The sequence below is a fragment of the Thalassobellus sediminis genome, assembly GCF_044386045.1.
GTDB classification, from domain to species: domain Bacteria; phylum Bacteroidota; class Bacteroidia; order Flavobacteriales; family Flavobacteriaceae; genus Thalassobellus; species Thalassobellus sediminis.
In genome coordinates, this window is sequence record NZ_JBISCD010000036.1 from 39323 (window position 1) to 63477 (window position 24155).

Here is a 24155-nt window from a genome sequence, read left to right on the forward strand (position 1 = left end):
ACTACAAATTTATACGGATTATGCTACCACGCAAGTAATAGCAAGGGAAATACCCAGTATTGTTGATAACTTAATACTTTTGTTAATAAAGACAGTGTATTTTGTCGGATTTTTTAAGATATCACTGTTAATAAGGGTTTAGAGCATTTTTGCATCTGCTTCAAATGTATACCCATTTAATAACGATTTTATATCCATTAATTTTTTACCTGGAAGCTTAATTTCTTCAATAATTATGTAACCATTTGTTACTGCTACTTTTAATTCTTTCTTCGTAGAAATAATACTACCATTAATTAATGAGTGATTAAAAGTCTCCTTTTTAGCGGCGTAAATCTTAATAGCTAATTCATCATTTCCATTAATTAAGGTGCACCAAGCAGCAGGATATGGACTTAAACCACGAATCATATTATATATATGGTTTATGTTGTCGTTCCAATTAATTTTACAATTGTCTTTATTAAGCTTATAGGCGGTTCTTGTTTCGGCATTTTCTTCTTGCGGTGTTGTTTTTAAAGTACCTTTTTCAATTAAAGCTAAGGTTTTTAAAACAAGCTCACTTCCTAGGTGCATTAATTTGTCATGCAGACTTCCGGCGTTTTCTTCAGAATCAATTAATATATCTTCTTGTAAAATCATTTCACCAGTATCAATTTTTTCATCTATAAAGAAGGTTGAAACACCTGTTTTTGTTTCACCATTTATAATGGCCCAATTAATTGGTGCAGCGCCACGGTAGTTTGGTAATAAGGAGGCATGTAAATTGAATGTTCCATATTCAGGCATTTGCCAAACAACTTTTGGTAACATTCTAAAGGCAACAACTATTTGAAGGTTTGCATTAAGTGCTTTTAATTCTTCTAAAAAAGCTTCGTTCTTTAAATTTGTAGGTTGTAATATATTTAGATTTTGAGTTTTTGCATATTGTTTAACGGCACTCTCGTTTAGTTTACGACCTCTACCAGCAGGTTTATCGGGTGCTGTAATAATACCAACAATATTATATTTATTTTCTACGAGTGCTTTTAATATAGTAACTGCAAAATCGGGCGTACCCATGAATACAATTCTTAAATCTTTCATTTTTTTGTGTTTATTTTATTCTGTCAGATATTATATTTTATAAATGACTTAATTTAAAAGTATTTGTTTTTGTTATAGAAATGATATTATGCTCTAACAATAGTTTTATAACTTTTTTTATGTCTTCTTTTGATGCATCTAGCTTAGTGGTGATTTCTCTAGACGATAAATCGCCATTTTCTAATAATTCTATAATACGATTTTTTAGCGTACTTATGTTTTTAGGCTTAGTACTTTTTTTTGAACTTACACAAACCGAGCAAATACCACAGGGTTTCATGTCTTTTTCTCCAAAATAGGAGAGGAGTTGCATGCTTTTACAAACCGAATCATTTTCAACATAATTAAGTATGGCTTTAACTTGCTGTTGTTTTAGTTGGTTTTGTTGTTCTATAATTGATGCAATTCGGTTGATGGTTTTGTCATCTTCACGCGGCTGAATGAATGTAACTTGTGCATCGGTTTTAGATAAATGAAGGGTTATAATACCATCTTTTTCTAATTGTTGTAAGGTGCTAATTATAATATTTTCTTTTACAGATGCTTTTTCTACTATTTTAAATAGGTTAATGCTTGTTTCATGATCAAAAATACCACCATACATACGAAGTATAGATTTTACAATAATATTGTAATCTTGATGTGTGTCTAGATAATTAAAAAGCGATGCATTTGATGTAATAAATTGTACAGATACTTTGTTTTTAAACTGTTTAGATAGGGAGATAATACTATTTCTGTCTAGTAATAGTAACGCATTATAACATAAAACACTAGAGAACTTGTATGTTTTACAAAAGGAATTGAAATCAAAATCGAATGTTAAATATTCGCCTTCACCATAAGAAATTTGAAAATAGTTACACAGTTTTCTATATATTTGTTTAACAAAATCGACAGTGGGTAAAACACTTAAAAATTGATTTTTAACCAAAACTTCATCACTATTATTCTTTAAAATAACGGCAAAGGCTTTGTCTCCATTTCTCCCCACGCGACCCGCTTCTTGAAAGTAACTTTCAATACTTTCTGGTAAATTTAAATGAATTACGGTTTTAACATCGGGTTTGTCAATGCCCATTCCAAAGGCATTGGTGGCTACCATAACTTGTTTTTTGTTATGTATCCAATCATCCATGTTGCTATCTTTATCATTATTAGCGAGTCCGCCATGATAAAAGGTTGCAGATATGTTTTTAGACTCTAAAAACGAACTAATTTCTATGGTAGATTTTCTGTTTCTAACATAAACAATAGAAGACGCTTTGTATTTCTTTAAAATAGTTTCCAATCGGTAATGTTTATCATCTTCATGAAAAACCATATAGCCTAAATTGGGTCTGTAAAAGGAGTGTTTAAATATTTTTGGATTAATAAAATCGAGTTCTTTTACAATATCGTCTACAACTTCTGGTTTTGCCGAAGCTGTTAATGCAATAACATTAACGCTAGGTTGTAATTGGCGTAATAGAACAATGTTTTTGTAAGCAGGTCTAAAATCGCTTCCCCATTGAGAGATACAATGTGCTTCATCAACAGCAATTAAATTTACATTCATTTGCCTAATACGTTCCTGTACTAACTCTTGTTGTAAACGTTCGGGCGAGAGGTATAAAAACTTATAATTTCCGTAAATACAATTATCTAAAAGCGTGTCTAATTGACTGTATGAAATACCACTAGTAAGCGCCATAGCTTTAATCCCTTTGTTATTAAGAGATTCTACTTGGTCTTTCATTAGAGCAATAAGAGGCGAAACAACAATACAAATACCTTTTTTTGCTAAAGCCGGTATTTGAAAACATAACGATTTTCCGCCACCAGTAGGCAATAAAGCAAAGGTATCTTCGCCTTCAAGAACAGCGTTAATAATAGCTTCTTGATTGGGTCTAAAGGCTGTGAATTTCCAGTAGCGTTCTAATATGTTTATGGGGTGCTCCAAAAAAATATTTTAAATATTGTTTAATATGAAATCAATACGTTTTTCAATAGTTCCAAAAGGAACTTCAGTAATATTATAAGCTAATTTTTTATAAACTTGTTTTAATGCTTCATGAATTTTAATAGCCTCTTCAAAAGTTTCAAACCGTTCGTTGTCAGTTTTATAAATAGCTTTCCAAGGCGGTAGTAAAAAAATATGATTATATCTATTAGTATCACATATTTTTAAGAATTCTTCACTGTATTCTTGATTAAAAAAATCCATGTAAGCTAAAACATCAGGAATTCCACGATCAAAAAAAACGAGCGATTCATTTAAATCAAGAGCCTGCTTAAATTGATTTAACCTACCATTTAATAGTTTGGTATTAAAATCTAACGGATCGTTTACAAATGCAATGGGGTTAGAAATTTGTGAATCTGCTTCCACATCATTTTTAGCTTCTAAAGTTAATTCCCTTATAACTTCATCAAAACAATAATGATTTTGATTTTTCAATTCATTAATAATTGATGTTTTTCCAGTACCTGGACCTCCTGTAATAACAATCTTTTTGCTGTTCAATGCGTATAATTTAGCTGTAAAATTCGGAATTTAACACCGATAAAAAAAATACTAGTGAAAACATCTATACCAAATAGTTAATATTGTGTGAATATTGTGCCCTAATAAAAAAAGTACAGTAACAACATAAATGAAAATAGTATATTTGTACCATATAAAAAAGCATAATGAGTACACCTCCAAATTCGGAAGAATTTTACAAAAAATTAAAAACACAATTATACGATACAGCCCTTTGGCCATCAGCGTATTTGTATAAATTTATTGTGAAATCTGACAAAGAAAAAATAGCATTAGTTGAAGCCTTATTTAATAATATAGGAGCCGTTATACAAAAAAAGGAATCTAAAAACGGAAAATACACGAGTATATCTATTAATGTTTTAATGAAAAACCCAGACGCGGTAATAGATAAATACAAGGAAGTTACAGAAAAGGTTGAAGGCGTTATAAGTCTTTAGTTTTTTTTTGTATTTTGCGCAAGCATAACAACTACATGCACATACATTTAACTCTACACGATAAATTTTGATAGACGATTTAGAATATAACACAGAGCGTGAGCATTTAATCATTCCAGAATATGGAAGACACATGCAAAAAATGATTAATCACGCTAAAAGCAGAGAAACAAAGGAAGAACGCGAAAAGTTAGCTAAAGCTATTATTTCGGTAATGGGTAATATGCAACCGCATTTAAGAGACGTTCCAGATTTTCAGCATAAACTTTGGGATCAGCTTTTTATTATGTCTAATTTTGAATTGGATGTAGATTCACCGTATCCTATACCTACAAAGGAAATTTATGAAGAGCGTCCAGAGCCTTTAGAGTATCCACAGAATTTTCCTAAATACCGTTTTTACGGAAACAATATAAAAACCATGATTGATGTTGCAAATACATGGGAAGATGGCGAGCTTAAAGAAGCTTTAACATATACCATTGCAAATCACATGAAAAAGTGTTTTTTAAATTGGAATAAAGACACTGTTGAAGATGAGGTTATTTTTGGTCATTTATTTGAACTTTCAAAAGGGAAAATAGATTTAAGAAATTCTGAAGAAGCTTTATCAGAGTCTAGTAGTTTACTTCGTACAAAAACAAAATATAGCAACAATTCAAATAAAAAAGGAGGACATTCTAAAAAGAACAACTCTAATAATCGCCAAAGAAAACGCTACTAAATCTACATGGGAACATTTAAAATTGAAGGTGGTCACCAATTAAAAGGGAGCATTCAGCCCCAAGGTGCAAAAAACGAAGCTTTACAAATTTTATGTGCAGTTCTACTAACTCCAGAACTGGTTACAATTAATAATATTCCAGACATTGTTGATGTTAATAAACTAATTAGTTTATTAAAGAAACTGGGTGTAAAAATTGAGAAGTTATCTCGAAATACGTATACATTTCAGGCAGACGATCTTGATTTAGAGTATTTAGAATCGGATGCATTTAAAATAGACGGACGCGGTTTACGTGGTTCTATTATGATTGTAGGCCCTTTACTAGCACGTTTTGGAAAAGGATACATTCCGAAACCAGGAGGCGATAAAATTGGTCGTCGTCGTTTAGATACCCACTTCGAAGGTTTAATAAAACTAGGCGCTAAGTTTAGATACAGTAAAGAAGATCAGTTTTACGGTGTTGAAGCCGAATATTTAACAGGAACTTATATGCTTCTTGAAGAAGCATCGGTTACTGGTACTGCCAATATTGTTATGGCAGCCGTTTTAGCAAAAGGACAAACCACTATTTATAACGCAGCTTGCGAGCCTTACTTACAGCAATTATGTAAAATGTTGAATAGAATGGGCGCTAAAATTAGCGGTGTTGGTTCTAATATGCTAATTATTGATGGTGTTGAAAGTTTAGGAGGAACAGAGCATACCATGCTTCCAGATATGATTGAAATTGGGAGTTGGATTGGTTTAGCAGCCATGACTAAAAGTGAATTAACCATTACTAATGTGTCTTGGAATGATTTAGGCGTTATACCTAACGTATTTAGAAAATTAGGTATTACAGTTGAAAAACAAGGCGACGACATTCATATTCCAGCACATACTGATGGTTACGAAATACAAAGTTTTATTGATGGTTCTATTTTAACCATTTCTGATGCACCTTGGCCAGGATTTACTCCCGATTTATTAAGTATTATTTTGGTTGTAGCAACGCAGGCTAGAGGTAGTGTTTTAGTACATCAAAAAATGTTTGAAAGCCGTTTGTTTTTCGTTGATAAACTGATTGATATGGGCGCTAAAATTATACTGTGCGATCCGCATAGAGCTACCGTTATTGGGCATGATTTTAAATCGACTTTAAAAGCAACCACCATGACATCGCCAGATATTCGTGCAGGTGTATCGTTACTTATTGCTGCACTTTCTGCAAAAGGAACATCTACTATTCAGAATATTGAACAAATAGATCGTGGTTACGAAAATATTGATGAACGTTTACGTGCTATTGGCGCTAAGATTGAGCGCGTGGAGTAGTTTTATTTAAGGTATTTTGTTTTAAAGTTTAAAGTCCCAATTTAGTATTAGATTCACTGAATTTGATTTTGTAGAACTAAAATTACTATTATTAGATTTACTATTGTCATTAATGCCGTAATTATCTCTTAATTCAATAGATATTGAATTGTTTTCATCTATTTCAAAATTATAACCAAAACCAAAAGTTAGACCAAAATCAGTTTTATTGAAACTGTCATTAAAATCTAAATCACTTTCATTTCCGTCATCAATATTTTTAACATCTAAAAGATAACTTAAGAAAGGACCTCCATTTACGTAAAACTCTAAGTTCTTTCCAAAAAAATATTTTACCATTATTGGAATAGAAAAGTATTGAAATTTGGTTTGAAATTTTAAATCAGGTATAGGTTTTGGTGCTTCTCCAATAGGAGTTCCAACAAAAATATTCGTAACATTTGATTCTGGATAGAATAATTTGACTGATTTTTTTTCATAATTTAAATCAGTTGACAAAAATAATTTTTCACTAATTTTAAAGTCAATTGAAACCCCAATTAAATAGTTTAATTCGGAGTCGAAATTTTCAAAAAACCTATTTCCTCTAAAATCAGAATATGTTAAGCCTGTATTTATACCGGTAATTATTTTGTCTTGACCATAAAGATTAAATGTTAAGAAAATAAGGATTATTCCAATTAGGTTAGTTTTTAAATTTTGATTCATGCCTTTTTGTATCTATGCGTTATTTTTAGAATCTGTTTACCGATAAGCGAAGTTAGATTTTTCTTACTAAAAAAGCAATAGGTTTATGTACTTATATAACGTATAAACTTTTGAAAACTAGATACTTTTAATTATTACACCCTTATTTATATGATTCGTTGTAAAGAATAGTTAATTTCGCCTACTACTTCTATTAAAATTATTTAAATGCAACATTTAAAAGAATCATCTAAAAATAAAACCAAAACAGCTTCTAAAGTAACCATGGCGCAAGCTTTTAAAACTATAATTTGGCCAAGGAGAAAGTTAGTTTTTATTGGTTTACTATTAATTGTTATTAGAAGTTTATCGGGCTTAATTTTACCATGGCAAAGTAAAGTTTTACTAGATGAAGTTGTACCAAATAAAGATTATACACAGCTTTATTATTTAATTGGTATTGTAATAGCAGCTATTACTGTACAAGCTACAACATCATTTTTACTCACTCGTATTTTAAGTGTACAAGCACAATATTTAATTAGCGAACTGCGTGCGCAAGTACAGAAAAAAGTACTGTCGTTACCCATTAGTTTTTTCGATAATACAAAGTCGGGCGCTTTGGTTTCTAGAATTATGAGCGATGTAGAAGGTGTTAGAAACCTAATAGGTACAGGTTTAGTACAGTTAGTTGGCGGATCGTTTACAGCCATAATATCTTTAGTTATTTTAATAAAACTAAATCCTTGGATGACTCTTTTTGTGTTTGTACCACTTTCAATTTTCGGATACATTGCGTTGAGAGCCTTTAAATACATTCGCCCAATTTTTAGAAAACGTGGAAAAATAAACGCCGAAGTTAAAGGGCGTCTTACCGAAACCTTAGCAGGTGTACGTGTTATAAAAGCTTTTAATGCCGAACAACAAGAAAATGATGTATTTGAAAAAGGCGTTGATAAACTATTTCAGAATGTAAAAAAGAGTTTAACTGCTACAGCTTTTATGACGAGTTCGTCTACTTTTTTAATAGGAGTTGCTACTACTGGTATTATGGGCATTGGTGGGTATTATATGATTTTAGGAGAGATGACCTCGGGTGAGTTTCTGTTTTTTACTTTAATACTTGGTTTTATGATAGCGCCAATTGTTCAAATGAGTAATATAGGAAGTCAGTTAACCGAAGCTTTGGCAGGTTTAGATAGAACCGAGGAACTTATGAATATGACTGCTGAAGAAGATGCCGAAGACAGAGATATTCAGTTAGAAACTTTTAAAGGAGATTTAGAGTTTGATGATGTGTCGTTTTCGTATGAAGCAGGTAAAGACGTTTTGCATAACATAAATTTTAAAGCACCAGCAGGATCGGTTACGGCTTTGGTAGGAAGTTCAGGTTCTGGAAAATCGACTATTGCGGGCTTATCGGCTACTTTTTTATCGCCTAAATCAGGAACAGTAACTATTGATAATCAAGATTTGTCGAAGGTTAAGTTGAGTAGTTATCGTCAATATTTGGGAGTGGTGTTGCAAGATGAATTTTTATTTGAAGGCTCGATTAGAGAAAACATTATGTTCCCGAGACCAAATGCTTCTGAAGAAGCATTACAAAACGCTGTAAAAGCAGCTTATGTAAATGAGTTTACCGATAGATTTGATGAAGGTTTAGATACGTTGATAGGAGAACGAGGCGTGAAATTATCTGGAGGCCAGCGTCAACGATTAGCAATAGCGCGTGCTATTTTGGCAAATCCTAAAATTATTATTTTAGATGAAGCAACCTCTAGTTTAGATACCGAAAGTGAGGCGTTAATTCAGAAAAGTTTAGCCGAATTAATTAAAGATAGAACCACTATTGTAATTGCGCATCGTTTAAGTACGATAAGACAAGCAGATCAGATTTTAGTAATAGAAGCTGGACATATTGTAGAACGTGGCACACACGACGAATTAATAGCTTCAGGTGGTAGGTATTTTGATTTGTATACCTATCAGGCTAAGATTTAAAGCCTAATTAGGTTTTATATAAAACTAATACCATGTTTTCCACAAATTTCTGTTACTTTTTCAAAATCTGGAGGTCCAGCAGGAAGTTTTGATAATTCGTCAAACATGTGTTCTATACCGGCAGGAAAAGCAGTGGTAATCATTTTAGCTTTTTCTGTTCCAACAACTTTCCATGAATGAGGTATGTTTTTTGGCGCAAAAGCAATGTCGCCATGTTTTAAAACAGTAGTTTTACCATCTACCATTATTTCAATTTCACCTTTAATAACTCTAAAAATTTCATCTTCTTTTGTGTGAATATGTGGAGGTATTCCAGTACCTGGTTCAACATTATCAACCCATTCAACTAATTGGTTTCCTGTATCACTACCAACTAGCTTATGTGTTTGAATGTCTCCTATTACATTGAGAATATTACCTTCAGAATCTTTAACTAATTTGGGTTTAGAATTGATTGAATATTTTTTTTTTGTGGAGATAGTTTGACCTTTAATTAATCCAGGAATTAAGGCGACACCTAATCCTAAACCTGAAGTTTTTATAAATTTTTTTCTGTCCATGGTTAAAATTTTTCTGCAATTTATATTTCTAATTGCAAATTAGCAATGTGAAAAGCACGGTAAATTCATAGATTTTGGGAGAAATTAGCTTTTTCTCAAGACAGATGGAGTAATTCCTGTATGAGTTTTGAAAAAATAACTAAAATAATCAGGAGATGAAAAACCTAATTCAAAACTGATTTCTTTTATGGTTTTGTTTGAAAATTTTAATGAATGCCTTGACCTCATAAGCAATTGTTCAATTATGATACTTTTTGAACTTACTTGTAAAACTTCTTTAACACATTCATTTAAATATTTTGGAGATATTTTAAGAAGGTTAGCGTATTCTGCTACTTCATGATGTTCAATTACATGCTTGTCTACTAGTTTTTTATAGTTATAGACTATGTTTGTTTTGGAATTGTTATTTGAAACGATAGATTTTATGTTACATTGTCCATCACAGTAAACAAAAAAAGTGTTTAATAGCGATATTATAGCATCTTCTTTGTGGTGGAGTTGAGAACCTAAAAGCTCATCAATCATTTCTAAAATAGCTTGTGTTCTTTTTTCAATTCCTGGACTTAATTTTAATAATGGAATTTCATCAGAATTGGAAAATCTTATTTTATTTATGTGCAGGTTTAAAAAGATAGGATTATTTAAGACCTCTTCAGTTATATGCAAAATATAACCTGAAGAAGTTGAGGTGTTCTTTTTTAAGATTTTCCATTGATGTTTAGGATCAAGAAAAAAAATACAATTAGAAACATTTTTATATGAAACATGATCTATTTCAATATAATCTATTTCATTTTTAATCCAACAAACAGTAAAAAGCCCCTTGTAATGTTCTGAGGAGGTTTCTTTAATGATTTGTGATATGTTAATATAACCTAATGTCATTTAGTATATGACACTAATGTGATTTTTTACAAATAGTATCAGCTATTAACGAAGTTAAGCAAAATATATTAAATGACAAGAAGGGGTTTTTTGTAAAGAAAAGCAGTCAAAAGTATTTTGGCTTCATCTAACAAAATAATTTTGAATAACTTTTATACAAAGATAAAGTTTTGCAAAAAGAGAAGCGAAAATCAAACAGTAGCTAATTTGTTTTTCTGCTTCAAAATAATAAAAACCAAAACAGATAAAATTCCAAAAATTGAAAACCCAATAAAAAGAGGTAATACAGAAGTTTTCACAAAACCACCAATGAAGTTTGCTATAGGAACTGCCATAACCGTTGAAATAAATCCGTTAATAGCAGCACCAATACCAGCAATGTGTCCTATAGGTTGCATGGCTAAAGCTCTAAGATTTCCAAAAATAAATCCTACCGCAAAAAATTGTAAAGCAAAAAAGCCAACTAAAATATAAATACTAGGATTGTTGCCAGACCAAAATAAAACAACATATAAAATAGAAATAGCTGAATATGCTATACTTGCCATGTATGCAATACGCATCATACCAAATTTTACAACTAATTGGCTATTTAAAAAAGTAGCCAAACCTATAGAAATGGCTAGACTAGCAAAAATGTATGGAAACATATCGGCTAAGTTATATTGATCTTCAAAAATTTGTTGTGAGGTGCTTAAATAAACCATAAAAGAACCTGTAATAAAACCAGATACAAGTGTAAATGCAATAGCAGCAGGATACTTAAAAAACTCTTTTGTACCATCAATAAAAAGATGCGGTGTAAACTTAATACGTTTTTCTTTTGGTAACGTTTCTGGTTGTCGTTTCCAGAACCAAAGCATAATAAATATACCAAAAATTAAATTGAAGTAAAATATAGATTCCCAATTAAAAAAATGAAGTAAAAAAGTACCTAAAGTTGGAGCGATAATGGGAATTAAAAGAAAAAACATAACAACAAAGGATACTATTTTAGCCATATAATCACCACTATAAGAATCACGAATCATTGATAGACTTAAACTTCTAGGAGATGATAAACCAACACCTTGAAGTACGCGCCCAATAATCATTAATTCAAAATTATTAGTCGCAATACAAATAATACTAGCTATTATAAAAAGTATAAATCCAAAATATACAATAGGTTTTCTACCAAAACTATCAGAAAGTGGACCGAATATAAGTTGTCCAAACCCTAAACCTAAAAATATCATGGTAATAAGCAGTTGGTTATCGCTTGTATTTGTAACATTTAAAGACTTTCCAATTTCTGGTAGCGCAGGTAATAAGGCATCAATAGAAAGCGCTACAATTGACATTAATGCAGCCATTAAAGCAACAAATTCTAACTTAAAATGTTCTGTTTTTTGCATAAGGCAAAAGTAAAAGAATTTAATCGAGTAAAAACTCAATAATCATTTAATAATACAATGTTATTATTACTAAATTTGATACTAAATTTATTTTAGTAAAATGACCATTGAACCGCTTTTAAAATATATTCGTAGCTACATTGATTTAACTAAAGAAGAAGAAGATTTTTTAGAATCAAAAGTTATTGTTAGAAAGTATTTAAAGGGACAATATATTTTACAACAGGGCGATATTTGCAAGTACGAAAGTTTTGTGCTGTCTGGGTGTACTAAAACGTTTTATGTTGATAAAGAAGGACAAGAGCATATTTTAATGTTTTCTATTGAAGATTGGTGGACTTCTGATATGGCTAGTTTTATAACTCAAACACCTGCCGATTTTAATATTCAATGTATAGAAAATACAGATTTAGTTTTATTTCCTTATGGCACTAGAGAAGAATTGTTTGAAAAAATACCTAAGTTAGAACGTTTTTTTAGACAAATTATTCAACGCGGGTTTATAGCATCACAAAAACGAATTGTTAGAGGTTTTAGTCTTTCAGCAAAAGAACAATACCTATACTTTAGAGAACAGTATCCTAAAATTGAACAACGTATACCTCAATATATGATAGCCTCATACCTTGGTATTACTAAAGAATTTCTTAGTAAAATAAAAAGTCAGATTCTTTTAGAGAAATAGATGTTAAACTAGATTAATATTATTTCTTAATCTATCTTATCTTTTTTTTAAAACTACTTTCAGATATTTGTATCATAAAATTAAAAAAACTTAAAATGAAAAAAGTAATTAAAAATTTAGCAGCAGTAGCAATAATAGTATTTGTATCATTTTCTTTTACAGAAATACAAGTAGATAAAAAGGAAATTAAAACAGATAATAGTAAAGTTGTTTGGAAAGGTTATAAAGTAACAGGATCTCATGAAGGGACTATTGCTATTAAATCTGGGTCTTTATCATTTGAAGCAGGTAAGTTAGTTGGAGGTGAATTTGTTATTGATATGGCAACAATTAATACAACAGATTTACAAGGAGAGTATAAAGGGAAATTAGATGGACATTTAAAATCTGCAGATTTCTTTGGTGTTGAAAAACATCCAACTGCAACATTAACTTTTACTAAAGTAGAAGCTTCTGGAAAAAACGCTTATAATGTTACAGGAGAATTAACAATAAAAGAGCAAACTCACCCTGTTGCTTTTGTAATTTCAATTTATGGAAACAAAGCAACAGCATCTTTAAAAGTAGATAGAACTATATATGATATAAAATATGGTTCGGCTAGTTTTATGGATGGTTTAAAAGATAAAGCTATTTACGATGAATTCGATTTAGTAGCAGATTTAGAATTCTAAATTATATATTGATTAATAGCAGTAAAAGGTGTTCAGAAATGAATACCTTTTTTTGTTTTCAACATTTTCTACTATAGATTTTGAAAAGCTTATATTTGAAGAAAAAAAAGCAAACACTATTTATGCCATTCAAGAAATTAATTGAACCACTTAAAGATACTATTGCTCATAAGGGGTTTGAAACTCCTTTACCACTTCAAAAAAAAATACTATCTAAAATTAAAGGAGGATCAAGCTTGTTTGTTATTGCTCCAAAAGAATCAGGTAAAACAACTAGTTTGGTTATTAGTGTTATTCAAAAATTAAAAAATGCTTTTGAAGATGCACCACGTGCACTCATTTTTGTAAAAGATAAACAAGCAGCGCTAGATTTAGAATTAGAGTTTAATGCATTTAAAAAAGGAACCGATTTACGTGTATATTGTGCTTATGAAGAAAAAAGTATAGATGACCAAAAGGATGAAATTTATGTTGGAACCGATATTGTTATTGCAACTCCAAAGCGTCTAAATAAAATCTTTTTTTTAAACGGGATTAATCTTAATAAGTTACAAATGTTTATTGTAGAAGATGCCGAATTTTTATTTAGAAATAATAATTTAAGTGAAGTAACAAGAACACCAGAAAGTATTGATAAATGTCAATATTTAGTATTCTCTGATAAATTTGATGCTCGTTTTGAGCGTTGGCAAGATTCGTTTATGTATCGTTCTGAAATTGTAAAAGGTTAAGGGGTTTTAAATGATAAAAGTAGTTAAGCATTATTTTATAATTATATTATTTTTTATTATAAATAATATAATAGTAGCTCAAATTAAAAAAGAAAATTTAAAACTGGGTGTTTCTTACGGTATAGGTTCTCAAAATAAGTTTCCTTTTAATTCTAAAGACTATAAACATGAAGTTACTTTTTATAAAGCAGTCATACATTATAAGATTTTAGAAAAAAAGCGATGGTCTTATGAAATTAGTATTGAGCCAAGTTATAATATTGTTGAGCATCAATTACTAAATAAATTTTTTATAAAGCCAACTGACGGAGATGATTATTTAGAGCAACAAGCATTGCATACACAAAATAGAACTATTAAAGAGTATGTTTTAAATTTTGGATTTATTGCAAGTTATAATTTATTTAAAAACTTAAATAGCTATGCTATTGGAAGTGTAGGACCAATGATTTCTGATAAAGGAACCGAGAGATTGGCAACAGGGTATGCGTTTTCAGATATATTTGGTTTAGGTTTGACATATACAATTGGAAAAGTAGAACTCGATTTCAGATATTCTATTAGGCATACATCAAATCTTCAGTTTAAAACCCCTAATAATGGTCATAATACAACAAATTTAGAATTTTCAATCTTATATAAGTTATAATATTTTGTATGTTATTTTAACCTAATTTTACGTATTTTCGTATGATTATTAAAATAACAGTGTAGAAATACAGTTATGCCTAAAAATATTTATTCTCTCAAAATATTATTTTCAAGCTTCTTTGGAATAATTTTATGTTTTTTTAGCTTCAGTCAAAACGATAAAAATTTTCACCGTTTTGTTGATTCTGCAGATGTTCATATTGATACTAGTTCTAAAAAAGCATTAGCTTTTCTAGATTCTATTCCAAATCCTTTAGAAGAAAATATTAAAGGTCGATTAGCCGATTATTATTCAATTAAGGCTCTTGTAAACGACGATTTTAAAGAATATACCCAATTACATCAAAATTATATTTTAGCGCTTAAATATGCTGAAGAAGAAGGTAACTGCTTAGTAGCAGGGGAAGCTTGTTTAGAGTTGTTTTGTAATATGTACTTTGTTAAAAAAGATTCCACGGCATATAAATATTTAGATAAAGCAAAAAAATATTATGAATCTTGTGATTATGAATATGGCTTAATTGAGGTAGAACAATCATATGCCTACGCTGAGTTTATGGATGCAAATCATATGGCTTGTAATAAGTTAATTTTAGAGAATTTAAAAAAATATAAAAATCTTGATGACAAGTATTATTATTTGTTTGCTACCTATATGTTAACTTCAGATTATATATATCTTGAAGATATAGAAAACACTAACAAATATTTTAATGAGTTTAAAGCTTTAAAGAATAATGATTCGTTTACGGCACATAATTATTTTTCTTTTGAAGCAGCTATTTATATAACGAAAGCAGATGTGTTTTTTGAAAATAAAGAGATGGATTCTACATTTTTTTATTTGAAAGAAGCTTCTAAACTTCTAGATCATATGGGAGGAGATGTAATTGAAAATTATTATAAAATCTTTGCAGAAGCTTATAATTTTACTGGAGATATTAAAACTTCTAAGACTTATATAGATTCTTTATTGCTTTTTCAAAACAAAATATACAGAAGTACTGTTAATGCTAGTGTAGATATTAATGAGTCACTATCAAAAGTTCAATTAGAGTTAAATGAAGCTAAAGAAAAGAAGTTTCTTCATCGCGTTTTAATTGTTGTTTTATTTCTCTTATTAATTTTTATTGGGTATTTGTATTTTTTATTTTACAAGAAAACTAGACTTAATTTAATTGAAGACCTTTCAAGTCAGAAGGGGAATCTTTCTTACTTTAAGTCTAACAATGAAAAGTTAACAATAAAGGTACAAGGCTTAGAAGATTACATAGTAAATTTAAAAAAAGAAGTTAAAACGATATCAGTTATTAATGACCCTTCAGATTTGAGGAACAGAATTAAAGATTTTTATAAAAATTTACACCTTAATTCTTCAACACTTTTAGACAAATCAGAGAATCATATAGAGTTAGTTAACGATTTAAATGTAGATTTTTTTAAAAAATCCCACGAGCTATATCCTCAATTAAATAATTCAGAAGTTATTATTTGTTATTATTTATATATAGGTTTTAAGAATAAAGAAATAGCTGTTTTTTTAAATACTACAGTAAGAGCTATAGAAAGTAAGCGTTACCGTATTACTAAAAAAATTAATCTTGAAAATACAACTTTGATAAAGCATCTTGAAGCCACATTTTAATTAGATAATAAATTTATTCATCTAAGTGTTTTAATTTCTGATGTTTTTAATAGAAATAACTTCGATCTCTTTGTTTTAAAGGTTTGCGTAATAATTGCGTAGTTGTTGATGATGCTTTTATCAATGTGATTTATCAAATTTGTGAAGCTATTATTCAACAACTGTAATCTCTCATGATAGCCTGCTTATTTTACTTTCTATAGGGTTGGAAAAAGTTACGATCTAGTATTGTAATAAAGAAAGTAAAATAGAGTTATGGTTGTAGATTTTATTAGACTATTTAACAAGGTTAATTTAGAGAATAGTTTTTTAAGGTCATTTAAATTAAAAGGGAGCTTGTTAATAGGCTCTCTTTTTTTATTGCAAATATTTAAATTTTAAAATTTGAATTATTTTGATGCCGTTGAATAGCTTTTCTAGATAATATAATACCAATAAATAGTGACACAAATGCACCAATCCAAATACCAGGTATAAAATTTATAAATAAGAAAAAGTCGTAAGCACCATGAAATAAAACTGCTAAAAGTAAACCGCTAATATTTAGTATGGTTTTATTGCTTGAAAATTTAGCTTTCCCCATATAATATCCCATAAGTATCCCAAAAGTAGCATGTGCAGGAACTGCTGTAAATGCTCTTAAAAGAGCCGTTTCATAACCGCCTTGTAATACATACGATATGTTTTCTGTTGCAGCAAAACCCATAGAAACCATAACAGCGTAAACAATACCATCAAAAGGTTCGTTAAATGCTTTATTGCGCTGCGCAAAATAGTAAACTATAATGTATTTGCTAAATTCTTCGGAAAAACCAACAACAAAAAACGCTTTTATAAACTGCTGAAAGATGCTTTCGTAGTTTGGTAATGGTAGAACAATATCAAAAATATAATAGAATATGGTGGTTATAATAATGCTAACTATAGCTCCTAATAAGAAATTATAAAGAAGAAGGCGTTTCGGTTCTTTTTCATATTTATCTTTATAATAGATATATAAAATAACAACCACTACAGGAGCAATAGCAACTAATAATAAATTCATTTAGTTTATAATGTTTATAATTTCTTGTAAAACAAATTCGTAATACGGTTTGTTAGATTCTACAAAGTGATTATTGTTATTGCCAATAGTTTTAAAAAGGAGTTTTAAATCTTCTATAGAAACTAATTTTATAGCTTCAACTTCTTCTTCCTGTGGTATTAATTTAGATATTGGAACTTTAAGTTCTGCTAAAAAGGTATGATGAAATTCGTTATCATGAATGTTGTCTCCATAAGATTTGAAACATTCAAACACGCCTATTTTTTTTAAATCGGTTTTAGAGATAGATACGCCTATTTCTTCTTGAGTTTCCCTAACAGCAGCTTGTTCTATAGTTTCTCCAGCATCTATATGTCCTGCAACCGATACATCCCACATGAGTGGGCAAATTGCTTTTTTTGCAGATCGTTGGGATAATAATACCTCTCCATTCGTAGTATAAAACCAAATATGTGCTGTATTATGGTAGTATCCTTTTTGGTGGATAATAGATTTAAGTTCAGATTTCCCTGTAGGCTCACCTTCTTTAGTTACTATGTCTATGTATTCGTCCATGAAATGACTGTTAAAAAAGATTCCCGCGAAAGCGGGAATCAATAAAAATATTATTCAAAATAACTAAAAGATTCACCATCTTTTATGTTCAGTAATGTTTCGTAAATTAATTTTATAACGTTCTCAACGTCATCTTTATGCACCATTTCAACTGTAGTATGCATATAACGAAGCGGTAACGAAATTAAAGCAGAGGCAACACCACCATTACTATATGCAAAAGCGTCTGTATCGGTGCCTGTTGCACGAGATAGGGCAGAGCGTTGAAAAGGAATTTTCTTGTCTTCCGCAGTATCCGTAATTAAATCACGTAATTTTTGTTGTACAGCTGGAGCATATGCTACAACAGGACCTTTTCCAATTTCCAAGTCGCCTTGTACTTTCTTTTCAATCATTGGAGTAGATGTATCATGCGTTACATCGGTTACTATAGCAACATTAGGTTTAATGGTTTGCGTTATCATTTCGGCACCACGTAAGCCTATTTCTTCTTGTACGGCGTTGGTAATGTATAAGCCAAAAGGAAGTTCTTTTTTGTTTTCTTTAAGTAAACGAGCTACTTCAGCAATCATAAAACCACCCATGCGGTTATCTAAAGCACGACAAACAAACTTATTGCCATTTAAAATATGAAATTCGTCTGGATAAGTAATAACACACCCTACATGAACGCCCATTTTTTCAACCTCTTCTTTGTCTTTTGCTCCAACATCAATAGTGATATTATCTGGTTTTGGTGCTTGTTCGTTTGTTCTACTTCTTGTATGTATAGCTGGCCACCCAAATACACCTTTAACAAAACCATTTTTTGTGTGAATGTTTACAATTTTACTTGGAGCTATCTGGTGGTCACTACCGCCATTTCTAATCACGTAAATAAGTCCGTTATCACTTATATAATTAACATACCACGAAATTTCATCGGCATGTCCTTCAATAACAACTTTGTATTTTGCTTTGGGGTTTATAACGCCTACGGCCGAACCGTAAGTATCGGTAATGAATTCATCAACATAAGGTTTCAGGTAATCCATCCATAGTTTTTGACCATCCCACTCATAACCAGTTGGTGAAGCGTTATTTAAATATTTTTCAAGAAAGTCAATCGACTTTTTATTAAGAATGCTCTTCTTTGCCATGTATAAAAGTTTTGCACTAAAATAATAATATAAATACAAAAAAAATGTTTTAAACAGTGGAAATTAGTAATTTTGATGCATTAAAGCTTTGTTGTTTTTATAGATGAAATATTTAAAACTTATAATATTATTTTTCCCTGTTTTGCTTTTTGCTCAAGTTGCTGATGCTGAGCAAGATTCAACAGAAACAAAGTATCTTATTATTAAAGGCGATTCAGTTCCTAGAACAACTATAAATCTAGAAGAGGTCATGCTTTTAAATAAGCTGAAGTTTGATAGTAAAAAAGACAGAATTAGGTATTTAATTTTACGTAGAAAAACTATAAAAGTATATCCGTATGCTAAAATGGCGGCTGATAGATTAGATTCTTTAAGTGCTCGTTTAGAAACAATGACTAAAAAGCGTGATAAAAAGCGTTATACTAAAATGCTTCAAAAGTATATTGAAGGTGAGTTTTCTGAAAAGCTTAAAAAATTCACAAGAACAGAAGGGCAAATATTGGTTAAGTTAATACATAGGCAAACCGGAAGAACAGCATTCGATTTAGTAAAAGAATTGCGAAGTGGTTGGCGTGCCTTTTGGTATAATACAACGGCAAGTATGTTCGATATTTCTTTGAAAAAAGAGTTTGATCCTCTTAATGAAAAAGAAGATTATTTAATTGAAGATATTTTGCAACGTAATTTTCAAAGTGGACGTTTAGAGTATCAAAAATCTGCTATTCCTTTTAATTTTTACGATTTAACTGATAAATGGCTACATCAATCTAAAGAACCATAAACTATGCACATTCAAACAGCATACGAAGAAAGGCTAAATGCTCTCACGCATGCTTTTGGTACTTTGTTTGGTATTGTTGCTTTGGTATTACTTGTTCGTTTTGACAGTAATAAAACTGTTTGGAGTCTTTTTAGTGTTATTGTTTATGGTATTTCTATTATAGTTTTATTTTCAGCCTCTACTTTATATCATTCTGTAAAGAATGAAAAAAAGAAACATTACTTCAGAATTGTAGATCATATTAGTATTTACTTGCTCATTGCTGGTACATACACACCTGTTTTATTAATTACACTTAGTGAAAGTAGTGGATGGTTGCTTTTTTGGATAGTTTGGGGAATTGCAGCTTTTGGCGTGGTTTTAAAGCTATTTTTTACGGGGCGTTTTGAGTTGTTTTCAACATTGCTGTATTTAGTAATGGGGTGGCTTATTGTTTTCGATTTTTCTAATTTATCTTATATTATTGGAAGTGATGGTATTTTGTTTCTTTTTGCTGGCGGATTAGCATATACAGTCGGCATTATTTTTTATGCCATTCAAAAAATACCGTATAATCATGTTATTTGGCATTTGTTTGTTTTAGCAGGTGCGGTGTTTCATTTTTTTATGATATTCTTTTATGTGATTTAGTATGATTAAACTTCAACCAGCAACTACGAAAACCGATTACGAATGTATTTCAAAATTAGCACATACTATTTGGCATGAGCACTATATAAAAATCATCAGTTTAGAACAAATAGAGTATATGCTAGAAAAGTATAATTCTGTAAAAAGCATTGAAGAACGTGTACAAGCAGGTGTAAAATTTTATTGTTTAACTTATAATGATAAACCCGTAGGTTATACAGCCATTGAAAACAAATCTGATTATTTATACATTAGTAAATTATATGTTTTAAAAACTTATAGAGGTAAAAAGATAGCAAAAGCAGCCATGTTATTTACAGAGTCTATGGCTAAAGCTCAAAATATATCTGTTATAAAACTTAATGTGAATAAGTATAATACCAATTCTATGCTAGCTTATGAGAAAATGGGATTTGTAAAAACAGCATCTACAATAGAGGATATTGGTAATGGCTTTGTTATGGATGATTATTTGATGGAGAAACAAATATAGTTTACAGTCTCAGTCTTCAGTAATTCAAAAATCGCTAATCATAATTGGTTAATCAAAAATCAATTTCACCCTTCAATAACCTCCTTATATTCCTCAAAAAAGGCTTCAAATAAGCTCATGTTTTCGTTAAAGAATTCCATAACATCACGCCAAGTGTTTTTGTTATGTATAGATACTTTCTGTTCTAAAGGCAAGTAAATACGAGAAATTTCTTTTTCATTTTCTAAAAAATACTCTTCTTCAAAAATAGCATCAGGCACGTATTCTTCAATAAAGATAGATTTTAAAGCCACTAGTTTTTCCCAGTATTTAATACGGTTTTCTAAATCGTCTTCAAGGTCTAAAGCAATTAAAGCACTTTTGGTATCAAAATGAAATTTAAAACTAAAGCCTTTCAGTTTGGTGTTGTATAAAATCCATTTCCGTGGAAATGATTTTCCAAAACTCGTCCAAAATTCTTGTTTTAATTTGCGTGATTCTTCTTTACTAAACATCAAAAAGTTGTTTTTAAATTCCCTTGAAGAAGGGAATCTCCTCAATTTTATAATTTCAATTCTTGTCATTCCTGCGCAGGCTGGAATCTATTTTACATTAATTCAGTTTCAATTTATGAGATTCCTGCATTCGCAGGAATTACAGGTTATATCAAATAAGCAATACCAACCCCTAAAATAATGGAAATAAATTTCGATAAATTAAATTTATGTCCTTCACCACTTTCAAACAAAATGGTTGTCGAAATATGGAAAAAGATACCAATAACAAGCGCATTTATAGCGTGTCCGTAATTAGAAAGCGCTTCCCAAGTATGAGAAATCATGGTGCCTAAAGGCGTCATACTTGCAAAAACAAGCAGAAACAATCCAATTTGAATTTTACTGTAATTAGACTTAAATAAAAACATGCTAATAATAGTTGCAATAGGAATTTTATGTATTAAAACACCATAAACCATATCGTTATGTTCATGTATAGAAAACCCTTCTAAAAAACTATGAATACATAAACTAACAAACAACAACCATGGGAACGACGTGTCGTGCTTATGTACGTGTACATGCCCGTGTTCGGCACCTTTAGAAAACAGTTCTAACACTATTTGCAGCATAATACCACACATAATAAAAAGTCCAGTAAGTTTGGTGTCTAAATGCTCATACACTTCTGGTAATAACTCAAAAAGCGTTAATGCCAATAAAAAAGCACCACTAAAAGATAGTAGGAGCTTAGTGTTCCATGTTTTTTTGTTTTTGGTAAAACTTGCAATAAGTACACCCAAAATAACAGCGTAAAAAGGTAATAAGTAGTTATTCATTTAAAAAAATAAAGCTCACAACTGTGAGTATAATTTGCAGTCAAAAATTGACTATTTAAAAATCATGACTAATCTGTCGGAAGTCTTAGCATTAAACTTACGTAATTTATAATCGCCAAAAACATCTAGTAAAAATACACCAGCTGCTTCAAAAAGCGCTTCAAAATCCGCTAAAGTAAAAGCCCGAACACGTTCCTGAAAATTATATAAAGTACCATCAACCGTAAAGTTAATGTCTTTTACAATATAACCGTCTTCCACAAAGCGTTTTAAATTAAAGGTAATACCATCAACTGTTTTAATCTCTTCGGGCACTAGATTATCAATAACAAATTCACTATTCATAAAATCAATCACCCCAAAACCAAATTCGTTAAGGTTCGCTTTTATAGCCTTAATCGTGTTTAAGTTGTCCTCATCCTTATCAAAATACCCAAAACTCGTAAACAAATTAAAAACAGCATCAAACTGTTTAGAATAAGGTTTACACATGTCGTGCACATCAAAATGTAACGAATGGTTTTCAAACTGTTTGGCGTAATTAATACTGTTTTCGCTTAAATCTACACCAGTAACATGGTAGCCTATTTTGTTTAAATACAAAGCATGTCGCCCTTTGCCACAAGCCAAATCTAAAATAGTACCACGCTCCGGAATATTTAAATAATCGGTAAGCGTATCCATAAAAGCATGTGCCTCCGTATCGTCTCTATCCTTGTATAAAATATGGTAAAATGGTGTGTCAAACCACGAGGTAAACCATTTTGTAGTGTCTTTGCTCATATATGTTTTTGGGGTTCCCTCATGTTGCTTAGGCAACATAAGGTCAGGCTTTCCGCTATATCTTTTGCAAAAAAAAGCAAAAGGATGCCGCATCAATCCTTAACCCGAATTATCAATAAACTTTAACGTTTGCCGCAAAATTACGTTATTTTTGCAAAGTATTTGATAAGAAAAATGGAAGAAAATTTTACAATGGTAGCCAAAACCCTTTTTGGCTTTGAAGAATTATTAGAAAAAGAACTCACTCAACTAGGTGCGCAAAATATAAAAAAAGGCACGCGAAATGTTTCATTTTCAGGCGATAAGGGGTTTATGTATAAAGCCAATTTAGCACTACGTACTGCTATTAAAATATTAAAACCTATACATAGTTTTACCGTAAATAGCGAAAAAGATTTGTATGATAAAATCTATGCCATGGATTGGTCTAAGCATTTAAAAGCCACAGGAACGCTGGCTGTAGATGCTACCATTCATTCCGATTTGTTTTCACACTCACTATATATAGCACAAAAAACAAAAGATGCTATTGTAGATAAGTTTAGAGATACAACAGGCGAACGCCCTAATGTCGATTTAAAATTTCCAGATCTTAAAATAAATGTACATATAGATAGGCATCAATGTACCATTTCTCTAGATTCATCTGGAGATTCGCTTCATAAACGTGGTTATAAAACAGCCACTAATATTGCACCAATAAATGAGGTATTGGCAGCAGGACTTATTATGTTGTCGGGTTGGGACGGACAAACCGATTTTATGGATCCTATGTGCGGATCGGGCACCATGCTTATTGAAGCCGCTATGATAGCTTGTAACATACCACCAAACCTCATGCGTAAAGAATTTGCCTTTGAACGTTGGAGCGATTGGGATGTAGATTTGTTCGAAAAAATTGAAGAATCCTTATTAAAGAAAACTCGCGATTTTCATCATAAAATAATGGGTTATGATAAAGCACCAAGTGCTGTAACTAAAGCCAAAGAAAACGTAAAAAATGCCCAATTAGAAGATTTTATAGAAGTTAAGCACGAAGACTTTTTTAAAACCCAAAAAGGCGGCGACGAAAAACTACACATGGTATTTAACCCACCATACGGTGAGCGTTTAAATATCGATATGGAAGAGTTTTACGCAAACATTGGCGATACACTTAAACAAAGTTACCCAGGTACCGATGCTTGGTTTATTACTTCTAATTTAGAAGCCTTAAAACATGTAGGCTTACGACCATCAAGAAAAATACATTTATTTAACGCCAAACTAGAATCAAGATTGGTTAAATACGTTATGTATGAAGGAAGTAAGAAAGGTAAATACATGAACAAAGACTAAATTCCTGCGCAGGCAGGAATCTTTTGATAGTAGTTCGTATTTAAATACAACTATAAAATTTAA

General features: G+C 30.6%; 26 protein-coding genes. 13 read left to right on the plus strand and 13 right to left on the minus strand.

Features of this window, described 5'->3' with window-relative positions; genetic code table 11:
- Positions 1-138 precede the first annotated feature (138 nt).
- The 3 genes from fmt to ACH5TW_RS01515 are packed head-to-tail and all read right to left on the minus strand — an operon-like array spanning position 139 to position 3592.
- A complete protein-coding gene (gene fmt / locus ACH5TW_RS01505; protein ID WP_439334708.1) occupies positions 139-1086 on the minus strand; it encodes a methionyl-tRNA formyltransferase in 948 nt (315 codons plus the stop codon).
- A 37-nt stretch (positions 1087-1123) separates the two neighbouring features.
- The gene (locus ACH5TW_RS01510; RefSeq protein ID WP_439334709.1) at positions 1124-3028 is read right to left on the minus strand and encodes a RecQ family ATP-dependent DNA helicase; all 1905 of its coding nucleotides are present in this window, start codon (positions 3026-3028) and stop codon (positions 1124-1126) included.
- Between the two features lie 9 nt (positions 3029-3037).
- A complete protein-coding gene (locus tag ACH5TW_RS01515) occupies positions 3038-3592 on the minus strand; it encodes an AAA family ATPase (protein WP_439334710.1) in 555 nt (184 codons plus the stop codon).
- Between the two features lie 167 nt (positions 3593-3759).
- On the opposite strand from ACH5TW_RS01515, the gene ACH5TW_RS01520 reads away from it, so the two are divergent.
- From ACH5TW_RS01520 to murA, 3 genes are all read left to right on the plus strand, one after another.
- A complete protein-coding gene (locus ACH5TW_RS01520; protein WP_439334711.1) occupies positions 3760-4053 on the plus strand; it encodes a DUF493 family protein in 294 nt (97 codons plus the stop codon).
- Between the two features lie 67 nt (positions 4054-4120).
- Positions 4121-4777 carry a DUF4290 domain-containing protein gene (locus ACH5TW_RS01525; protein WP_439334712.1) on the plus strand — a complete coding sequence of 219 codons (657 nt, stop codon included), beginning with the start codon at positions 4121-4123 and terminating at the stop codon, positions 4775-4777.
- A 6-nt stretch (positions 4778-4783) separates the two neighbouring features.
- A complete protein-coding gene (murA, locus tag ACH5TW_RS01530) occupies positions 4784-6094 on the plus strand; it encodes a UDP-N-acetylglucosamine 1-carboxyvinyltransferase (RefSeq protein WP_439334713.1) in 1311 nt (436 codons plus the stop codon).
- Positions 6095-6115: 21 nt separating this feature from the next.
- On the opposite strand, the gene ACH5TW_RS01535 is transcribed toward murA, so the two are convergent.
- Positions 6116-6802, minus strand: a complete 687-nt coding sequence (locus ACH5TW_RS01535) for a porin family protein (RefSeq protein ID WP_439334714.1) — start codon at positions 6800-6802, stop codon at positions 6116-6118.
- A gap of 207 nt (positions 6803-7009) precedes the next feature.
- Here ACH5TW_RS01535 and ACH5TW_RS01540 point away from each other — a divergent pair, with 207 nt between their 5' ends.
- Positions 7010-8782: an ABC transporter ATP-binding protein gene (locus ACH5TW_RS01540; protein WP_439334715.1), complete on the plus strand. Its 1773-nt coding sequence runs from the start codon at positions 7010-7012 to the stop codon at positions 8780-8782.
- Between the two features lie 14 nt (positions 8783-8796).
- Here ACH5TW_RS01540 and ACH5TW_RS01545 read toward each other — a convergent pair whose 3' ends face one another.
- The 3 genes from ACH5TW_RS01545 to ACH5TW_RS01555 all read right to left on the minus strand — a co-directional run bounded on the left by ACH5TW_RS01545 (position 8797) and on the right by ACH5TW_RS01555 (position 11627).
- Entirely contained in the window at positions 8797-9342 is a 546-nt protein-coding gene (locus tag ACH5TW_RS01545; protein WP_439334716.1) for a cupin domain-containing protein, read from the minus strand.
- An 84-nt stretch (positions 9343-9426) separates the two neighbouring features.
- On the minus strand, positions 9427-10230 hold the full coding sequence (locus ACH5TW_RS01550) for a helix-turn-helix domain-containing protein (RefSeq protein ID WP_439334717.1): 804 nt from the start codon (positions 10228-10230) through the stop codon (positions 9427-9429).
- A 191-nt stretch (positions 10231-10421) separates the two neighbouring features.
- Positions 10422-11627 (minus strand): multidrug effflux MFS transporter, encoded by a 1206-nt coding sequence (locus ACH5TW_RS01555; protein ID WP_439334718.1) that lies wholly within the window; start codon positions 11625-11627, stop codon positions 10422-10424.
- A 100-nt stretch (positions 11628-11727) separates the two neighbouring features.
- Between ACH5TW_RS01555 and ACH5TW_RS01560 the strand changes: the two genes are divergently transcribed.
- From ACH5TW_RS01560 to ACH5TW_RS01580, 5 genes are all read left to right on the plus strand, one after another.
- Positions 11728-12312, plus strand: coding sequence for a Crp/Fnr family transcriptional regulator (locus ACH5TW_RS01560; protein WP_439334719.1), 585 nt, complete (start codon positions 11728-11730; stop codon positions 12310-12312).
- Between the two features lie 95 nt (positions 12313-12407).
- Positions 12408-12986 carry a YceI family protein gene (locus tag ACH5TW_RS01565; RefSeq protein ID WP_439334720.1) on the plus strand — a complete coding sequence of 193 codons (579 nt, stop codon included), beginning with the start codon at positions 12408-12410 and terminating at the stop codon, positions 12984-12986.
- 122 nt (positions 12987-13108) lie between these two features.
- Positions 13109-13717: a DEAD/DEAH box helicase gene (locus ACH5TW_RS01570; protein ID WP_439334721.1), complete on the plus strand. Its 609-nt coding sequence runs from the start codon at positions 13109-13111 to the stop codon at positions 13715-13717.
- 10 nt (positions 13718-13727) lie between these two features.
- Entirely contained in the window at positions 13728-14366 is a 639-nt protein-coding gene (locus ACH5TW_RS01575; protein WP_439334722.1) for an acyloxyacyl hydrolase, read from the plus strand.
- Positions 14367-14441: 75 nt separating this feature from the next.
- Positions 14442-16013: a helix-turn-helix transcriptional regulator gene (locus ACH5TW_RS01580; RefSeq protein WP_439334723.1), complete on the plus strand. Its 1572-nt coding sequence runs from the start codon at positions 14442-14444 to the stop codon at positions 16011-16013.
- 370 nt (positions 16014-16383) lie between these two features.
- Here the strand turns inward: ACH5TW_RS01580 and ACH5TW_RS01585 are convergent, their stop codons facing one another.
- Genes ACH5TW_RS01585 through ACH5TW_RS01595 form a run of 3 tightly spaced genes read right to left on the minus strand, consistent with a single transcriptional unit; the run spans position 16384 to position 18752 of the window.
- Complete coding sequence (locus ACH5TW_RS01585) at positions 16384-17058, minus strand: PrsW family intramembrane metalloprotease (RefSeq protein ID WP_439334724.1); 675 nt, start codon at positions 17056-17058, stop codon at positions 16384-16386.
- Positions 17059-17613 (minus strand): NUDIX hydrolase, encoded by a 555-nt coding sequence (locus ACH5TW_RS01590; RefSeq protein WP_439334725.1) that lies wholly within the window; start codon positions 17611-17613, stop codon positions 17059-17061. It abuts the gene before it with no gap.
- A gap of 50 nt (positions 17614-17663) precedes the next feature.
- Entirely contained in the window at positions 17664-18752 is a 1089-nt protein-coding gene (locus ACH5TW_RS01595; protein ID WP_439334726.1) for a M42 family metallopeptidase, read from the minus strand.
- A 103-nt stretch (positions 18753-18855) separates the two neighbouring features.
- On the opposite strand from ACH5TW_RS01595, the gene ACH5TW_RS01600 reads away from it, so the two are divergent.
- Genes ACH5TW_RS01600 through ACH5TW_RS01610 form a run of 3 tightly spaced genes read left to right on the plus strand, consistent with a single transcriptional unit; the run spans position 18856 to position 20656 of the window.
- Entirely contained in the window at positions 18856-19533 is a 678-nt protein-coding gene (locus tag ACH5TW_RS01600; protein WP_439334727.1) for a DUF4294 domain-containing protein, read from the plus strand.
- A gap of 3 nt (positions 19534-19536) precedes the next feature.
- A complete protein-coding gene (gene trhA / locus ACH5TW_RS01605) occupies positions 19537-20163 on the plus strand; it encodes a PAQR family membrane homeostasis protein TrhA (protein WP_439334728.1) in 627 nt (208 codons plus the stop codon).
- Position 20164: 1 nt separating this feature from the next.
- Positions 20165-20656 carry a GNAT family N-acetyltransferase gene (locus ACH5TW_RS01610; RefSeq protein ID WP_439334729.1) on the plus strand — a complete coding sequence of 164 codons (492 nt, stop codon included), beginning with the start codon at positions 20165-20167 and terminating at the stop codon, positions 20654-20656.
- A 65-nt stretch (positions 20657-20721) separates the two neighbouring features.
- Here ACH5TW_RS01610 and ACH5TW_RS01615 read toward each other — a convergent pair whose 3' ends face one another.
- The 3 genes from ACH5TW_RS01615 to ACH5TW_RS01625 form a co-directional block, all read right to left on the minus strand.
- Positions 20722-21150, minus strand: a complete 429-nt coding sequence (locus ACH5TW_RS01615) for a DUF4268 domain-containing protein (RefSeq protein ID WP_439334730.1) — start codon at positions 21148-21150, stop codon at positions 20722-20724.
- Between the two features lie 146 nt (positions 21151-21296).
- Complete coding sequence (locus ACH5TW_RS01620) at positions 21297-21971, minus strand: ZIP family metal transporter (RefSeq protein ID WP_439334731.1); 675 nt, start codon at positions 21969-21971, stop codon at positions 21297-21299.
- A 51-nt stretch (positions 21972-22022) separates the two neighbouring features.
- On the minus strand, positions 22023-22754 hold the full coding sequence (locus ACH5TW_RS01625) for a class I SAM-dependent methyltransferase (protein ID WP_439334732.1): 732 nt from the start codon (positions 22752-22754) through the stop codon (positions 22023-22025).
- Positions 22755-22928: 174 nt separating this feature from the next.
- Between ACH5TW_RS01625 and ACH5TW_RS01630 the strand changes: the two genes are divergently transcribed.
- Positions 22929-24092, plus strand: a complete 1164-nt coding sequence (locus tag ACH5TW_RS01630) for a THUMP domain-containing class I SAM-dependent RNA methyltransferase (protein ID WP_439334733.1) — start codon at positions 22929-22931, stop codon at positions 24090-24092.
- Positions 24093-24155: the final 63 nt, after the last annotated feature.

Bases quoted from the DNA above. Each gene is read 5' to 3' on its own strand.
- fmt (WP_439334708.1), bottom strand. From the start codon at position 1,086: ATGAAAGATTTAAGAATTGTATTCATGGGTACGCCCGATTTTGCAGTT.
- ACH5TW_RS01520 (WP_439334711.1), top strand. From the start codon at position 3,760: ATGAGTACACCTCCAAATTCGGAAGAATTTTACAAAAAATTAAAAACA.
- murA (WP_439334713.1), top strand. From the start codon at position 4,784: ATGGGAACATTTAAAATTGAAGGTGGTCACCAATTAAAAGGGAGCATT.
- ACH5TW_RS01535 (WP_439334714.1), bottom strand. From the start codon at position 6,802: ATGAATCAAAATTTAAAAACTAACCTAATTGGAATAATCCTTATTTTC.
- ACH5TW_RS01540 (WP_439334715.1), top strand. From the start codon at position 7,010: ATGCAACATTTAAAAGAATCATCTAAAAATAAAACCAAAACAGCTTCT.
- ACH5TW_RS01545 (WP_439334716.1), bottom strand. From the start codon at position 9,342: ATGGACAGAAAAAAATTTATAAAAACTTCAGGTTTAGGATTAGGTGTC.
- ACH5TW_RS01550 (WP_439334717.1), bottom strand. From the start codon at position 10,230: ATGACATTAGGTTATATTAACATATCACAAATCATTAAAGAAACCTCC.
- ACH5TW_RS01555 (WP_439334718.1), bottom strand. From the start codon at position 11,627: ATGCAAAAAACAGAACATTTTAAGTTAGAATTTGTTGCTTTAATGGCT.
- ACH5TW_RS01560 (WP_439334719.1), top strand. From the start codon at position 11,728: ATGACCATTGAACCGCTTTTAAAATATATTCGTAGCTACATTGATTTA.
- ACH5TW_RS01565 (WP_439334720.1), top strand. From the start codon at position 12,408: ATGAAAAAAGTAATTAAAAATTTAGCAGCAGTAGCAATAATAGTATTT.
- ACH5TW_RS01570 (WP_439334721.1), top strand. From the start codon at position 13,109: ATGCCATTCAAGAAATTAATTGAACCACTTAAAGATACTATTGCTCAT.
- ACH5TW_RS01575 (WP_439334722.1), top strand. From the start codon at position 13,728: ATGATAAAAGTAGTTAAGCATTATTTTATAATTATATTATTTTTTATT.
- ACH5TW_RS01580 (WP_439334723.1), top strand. From the start codon at position 14,442: ATGCCTAAAAATATTTATTCTCTCAAAATATTATTTTCAAGCTTCTTT.
- ACH5TW_RS01585 (WP_439334724.1), bottom strand. From the start codon at position 17,058: ATGAATTTATTATTAGTTGCTATTGCTCCTGTAGTGGTTGTTATTTTA.
- ACH5TW_RS01590 (WP_439334725.1), bottom strand. From the start codon at position 17,613: ATGGACGAATACATAGACATAGTAACTAAAGAAGGTGAGCCTACAGGG.
- ACH5TW_RS01595 (WP_439334726.1), bottom strand. From the start codon at position 18,752: ATGGCAAAGAAGAGCATTCTTAATAAAAAGTCGATTGACTTTCTTGAA.
- ACH5TW_RS01600 (WP_439334727.1), top strand. From the start codon at position 18,856: ATGAAATATTTAAAACTTATAATATTATTTTTCCCTGTTTTGCTTTTT.
- trhA (WP_439334728.1), top strand. From the start codon at position 19,537: ATGCACATTCAAACAGCATACGAAGAAAGGCTAAATGCTCTCACGCAT.
- ACH5TW_RS01610 (WP_439334729.1), top strand. From the start codon at position 20,165: ATGATTAAACTTCAACCAGCAACTACGAAAACCGATTACGAATGTATT.
- ACH5TW_RS01615 (WP_439334730.1), bottom strand. From the start codon at position 21,150: ATGTTTAGTAAAGAAGAATCACGCAAATTAAAACAAGAATTTTGGACG.
- ACH5TW_RS01620 (WP_439334731.1), bottom strand. From the start codon at position 21,971: ATGAATAACTACTTATTACCTTTTTACGCTGTTATTTTGGGTGTACTT.
- ACH5TW_RS01625 (WP_439334732.1), bottom strand. From the start codon at position 22,754: ATGAGCAAAGACACTACAAAATGGTTTACCTCGTGGTTTGACACACCA.
- ACH5TW_RS01630 (WP_439334733.1), top strand. From the start codon at position 22,929: ATGGAAGAAAATTTTACAATGGTAGCCAAAACCCTTTTTGGCTTTGAA.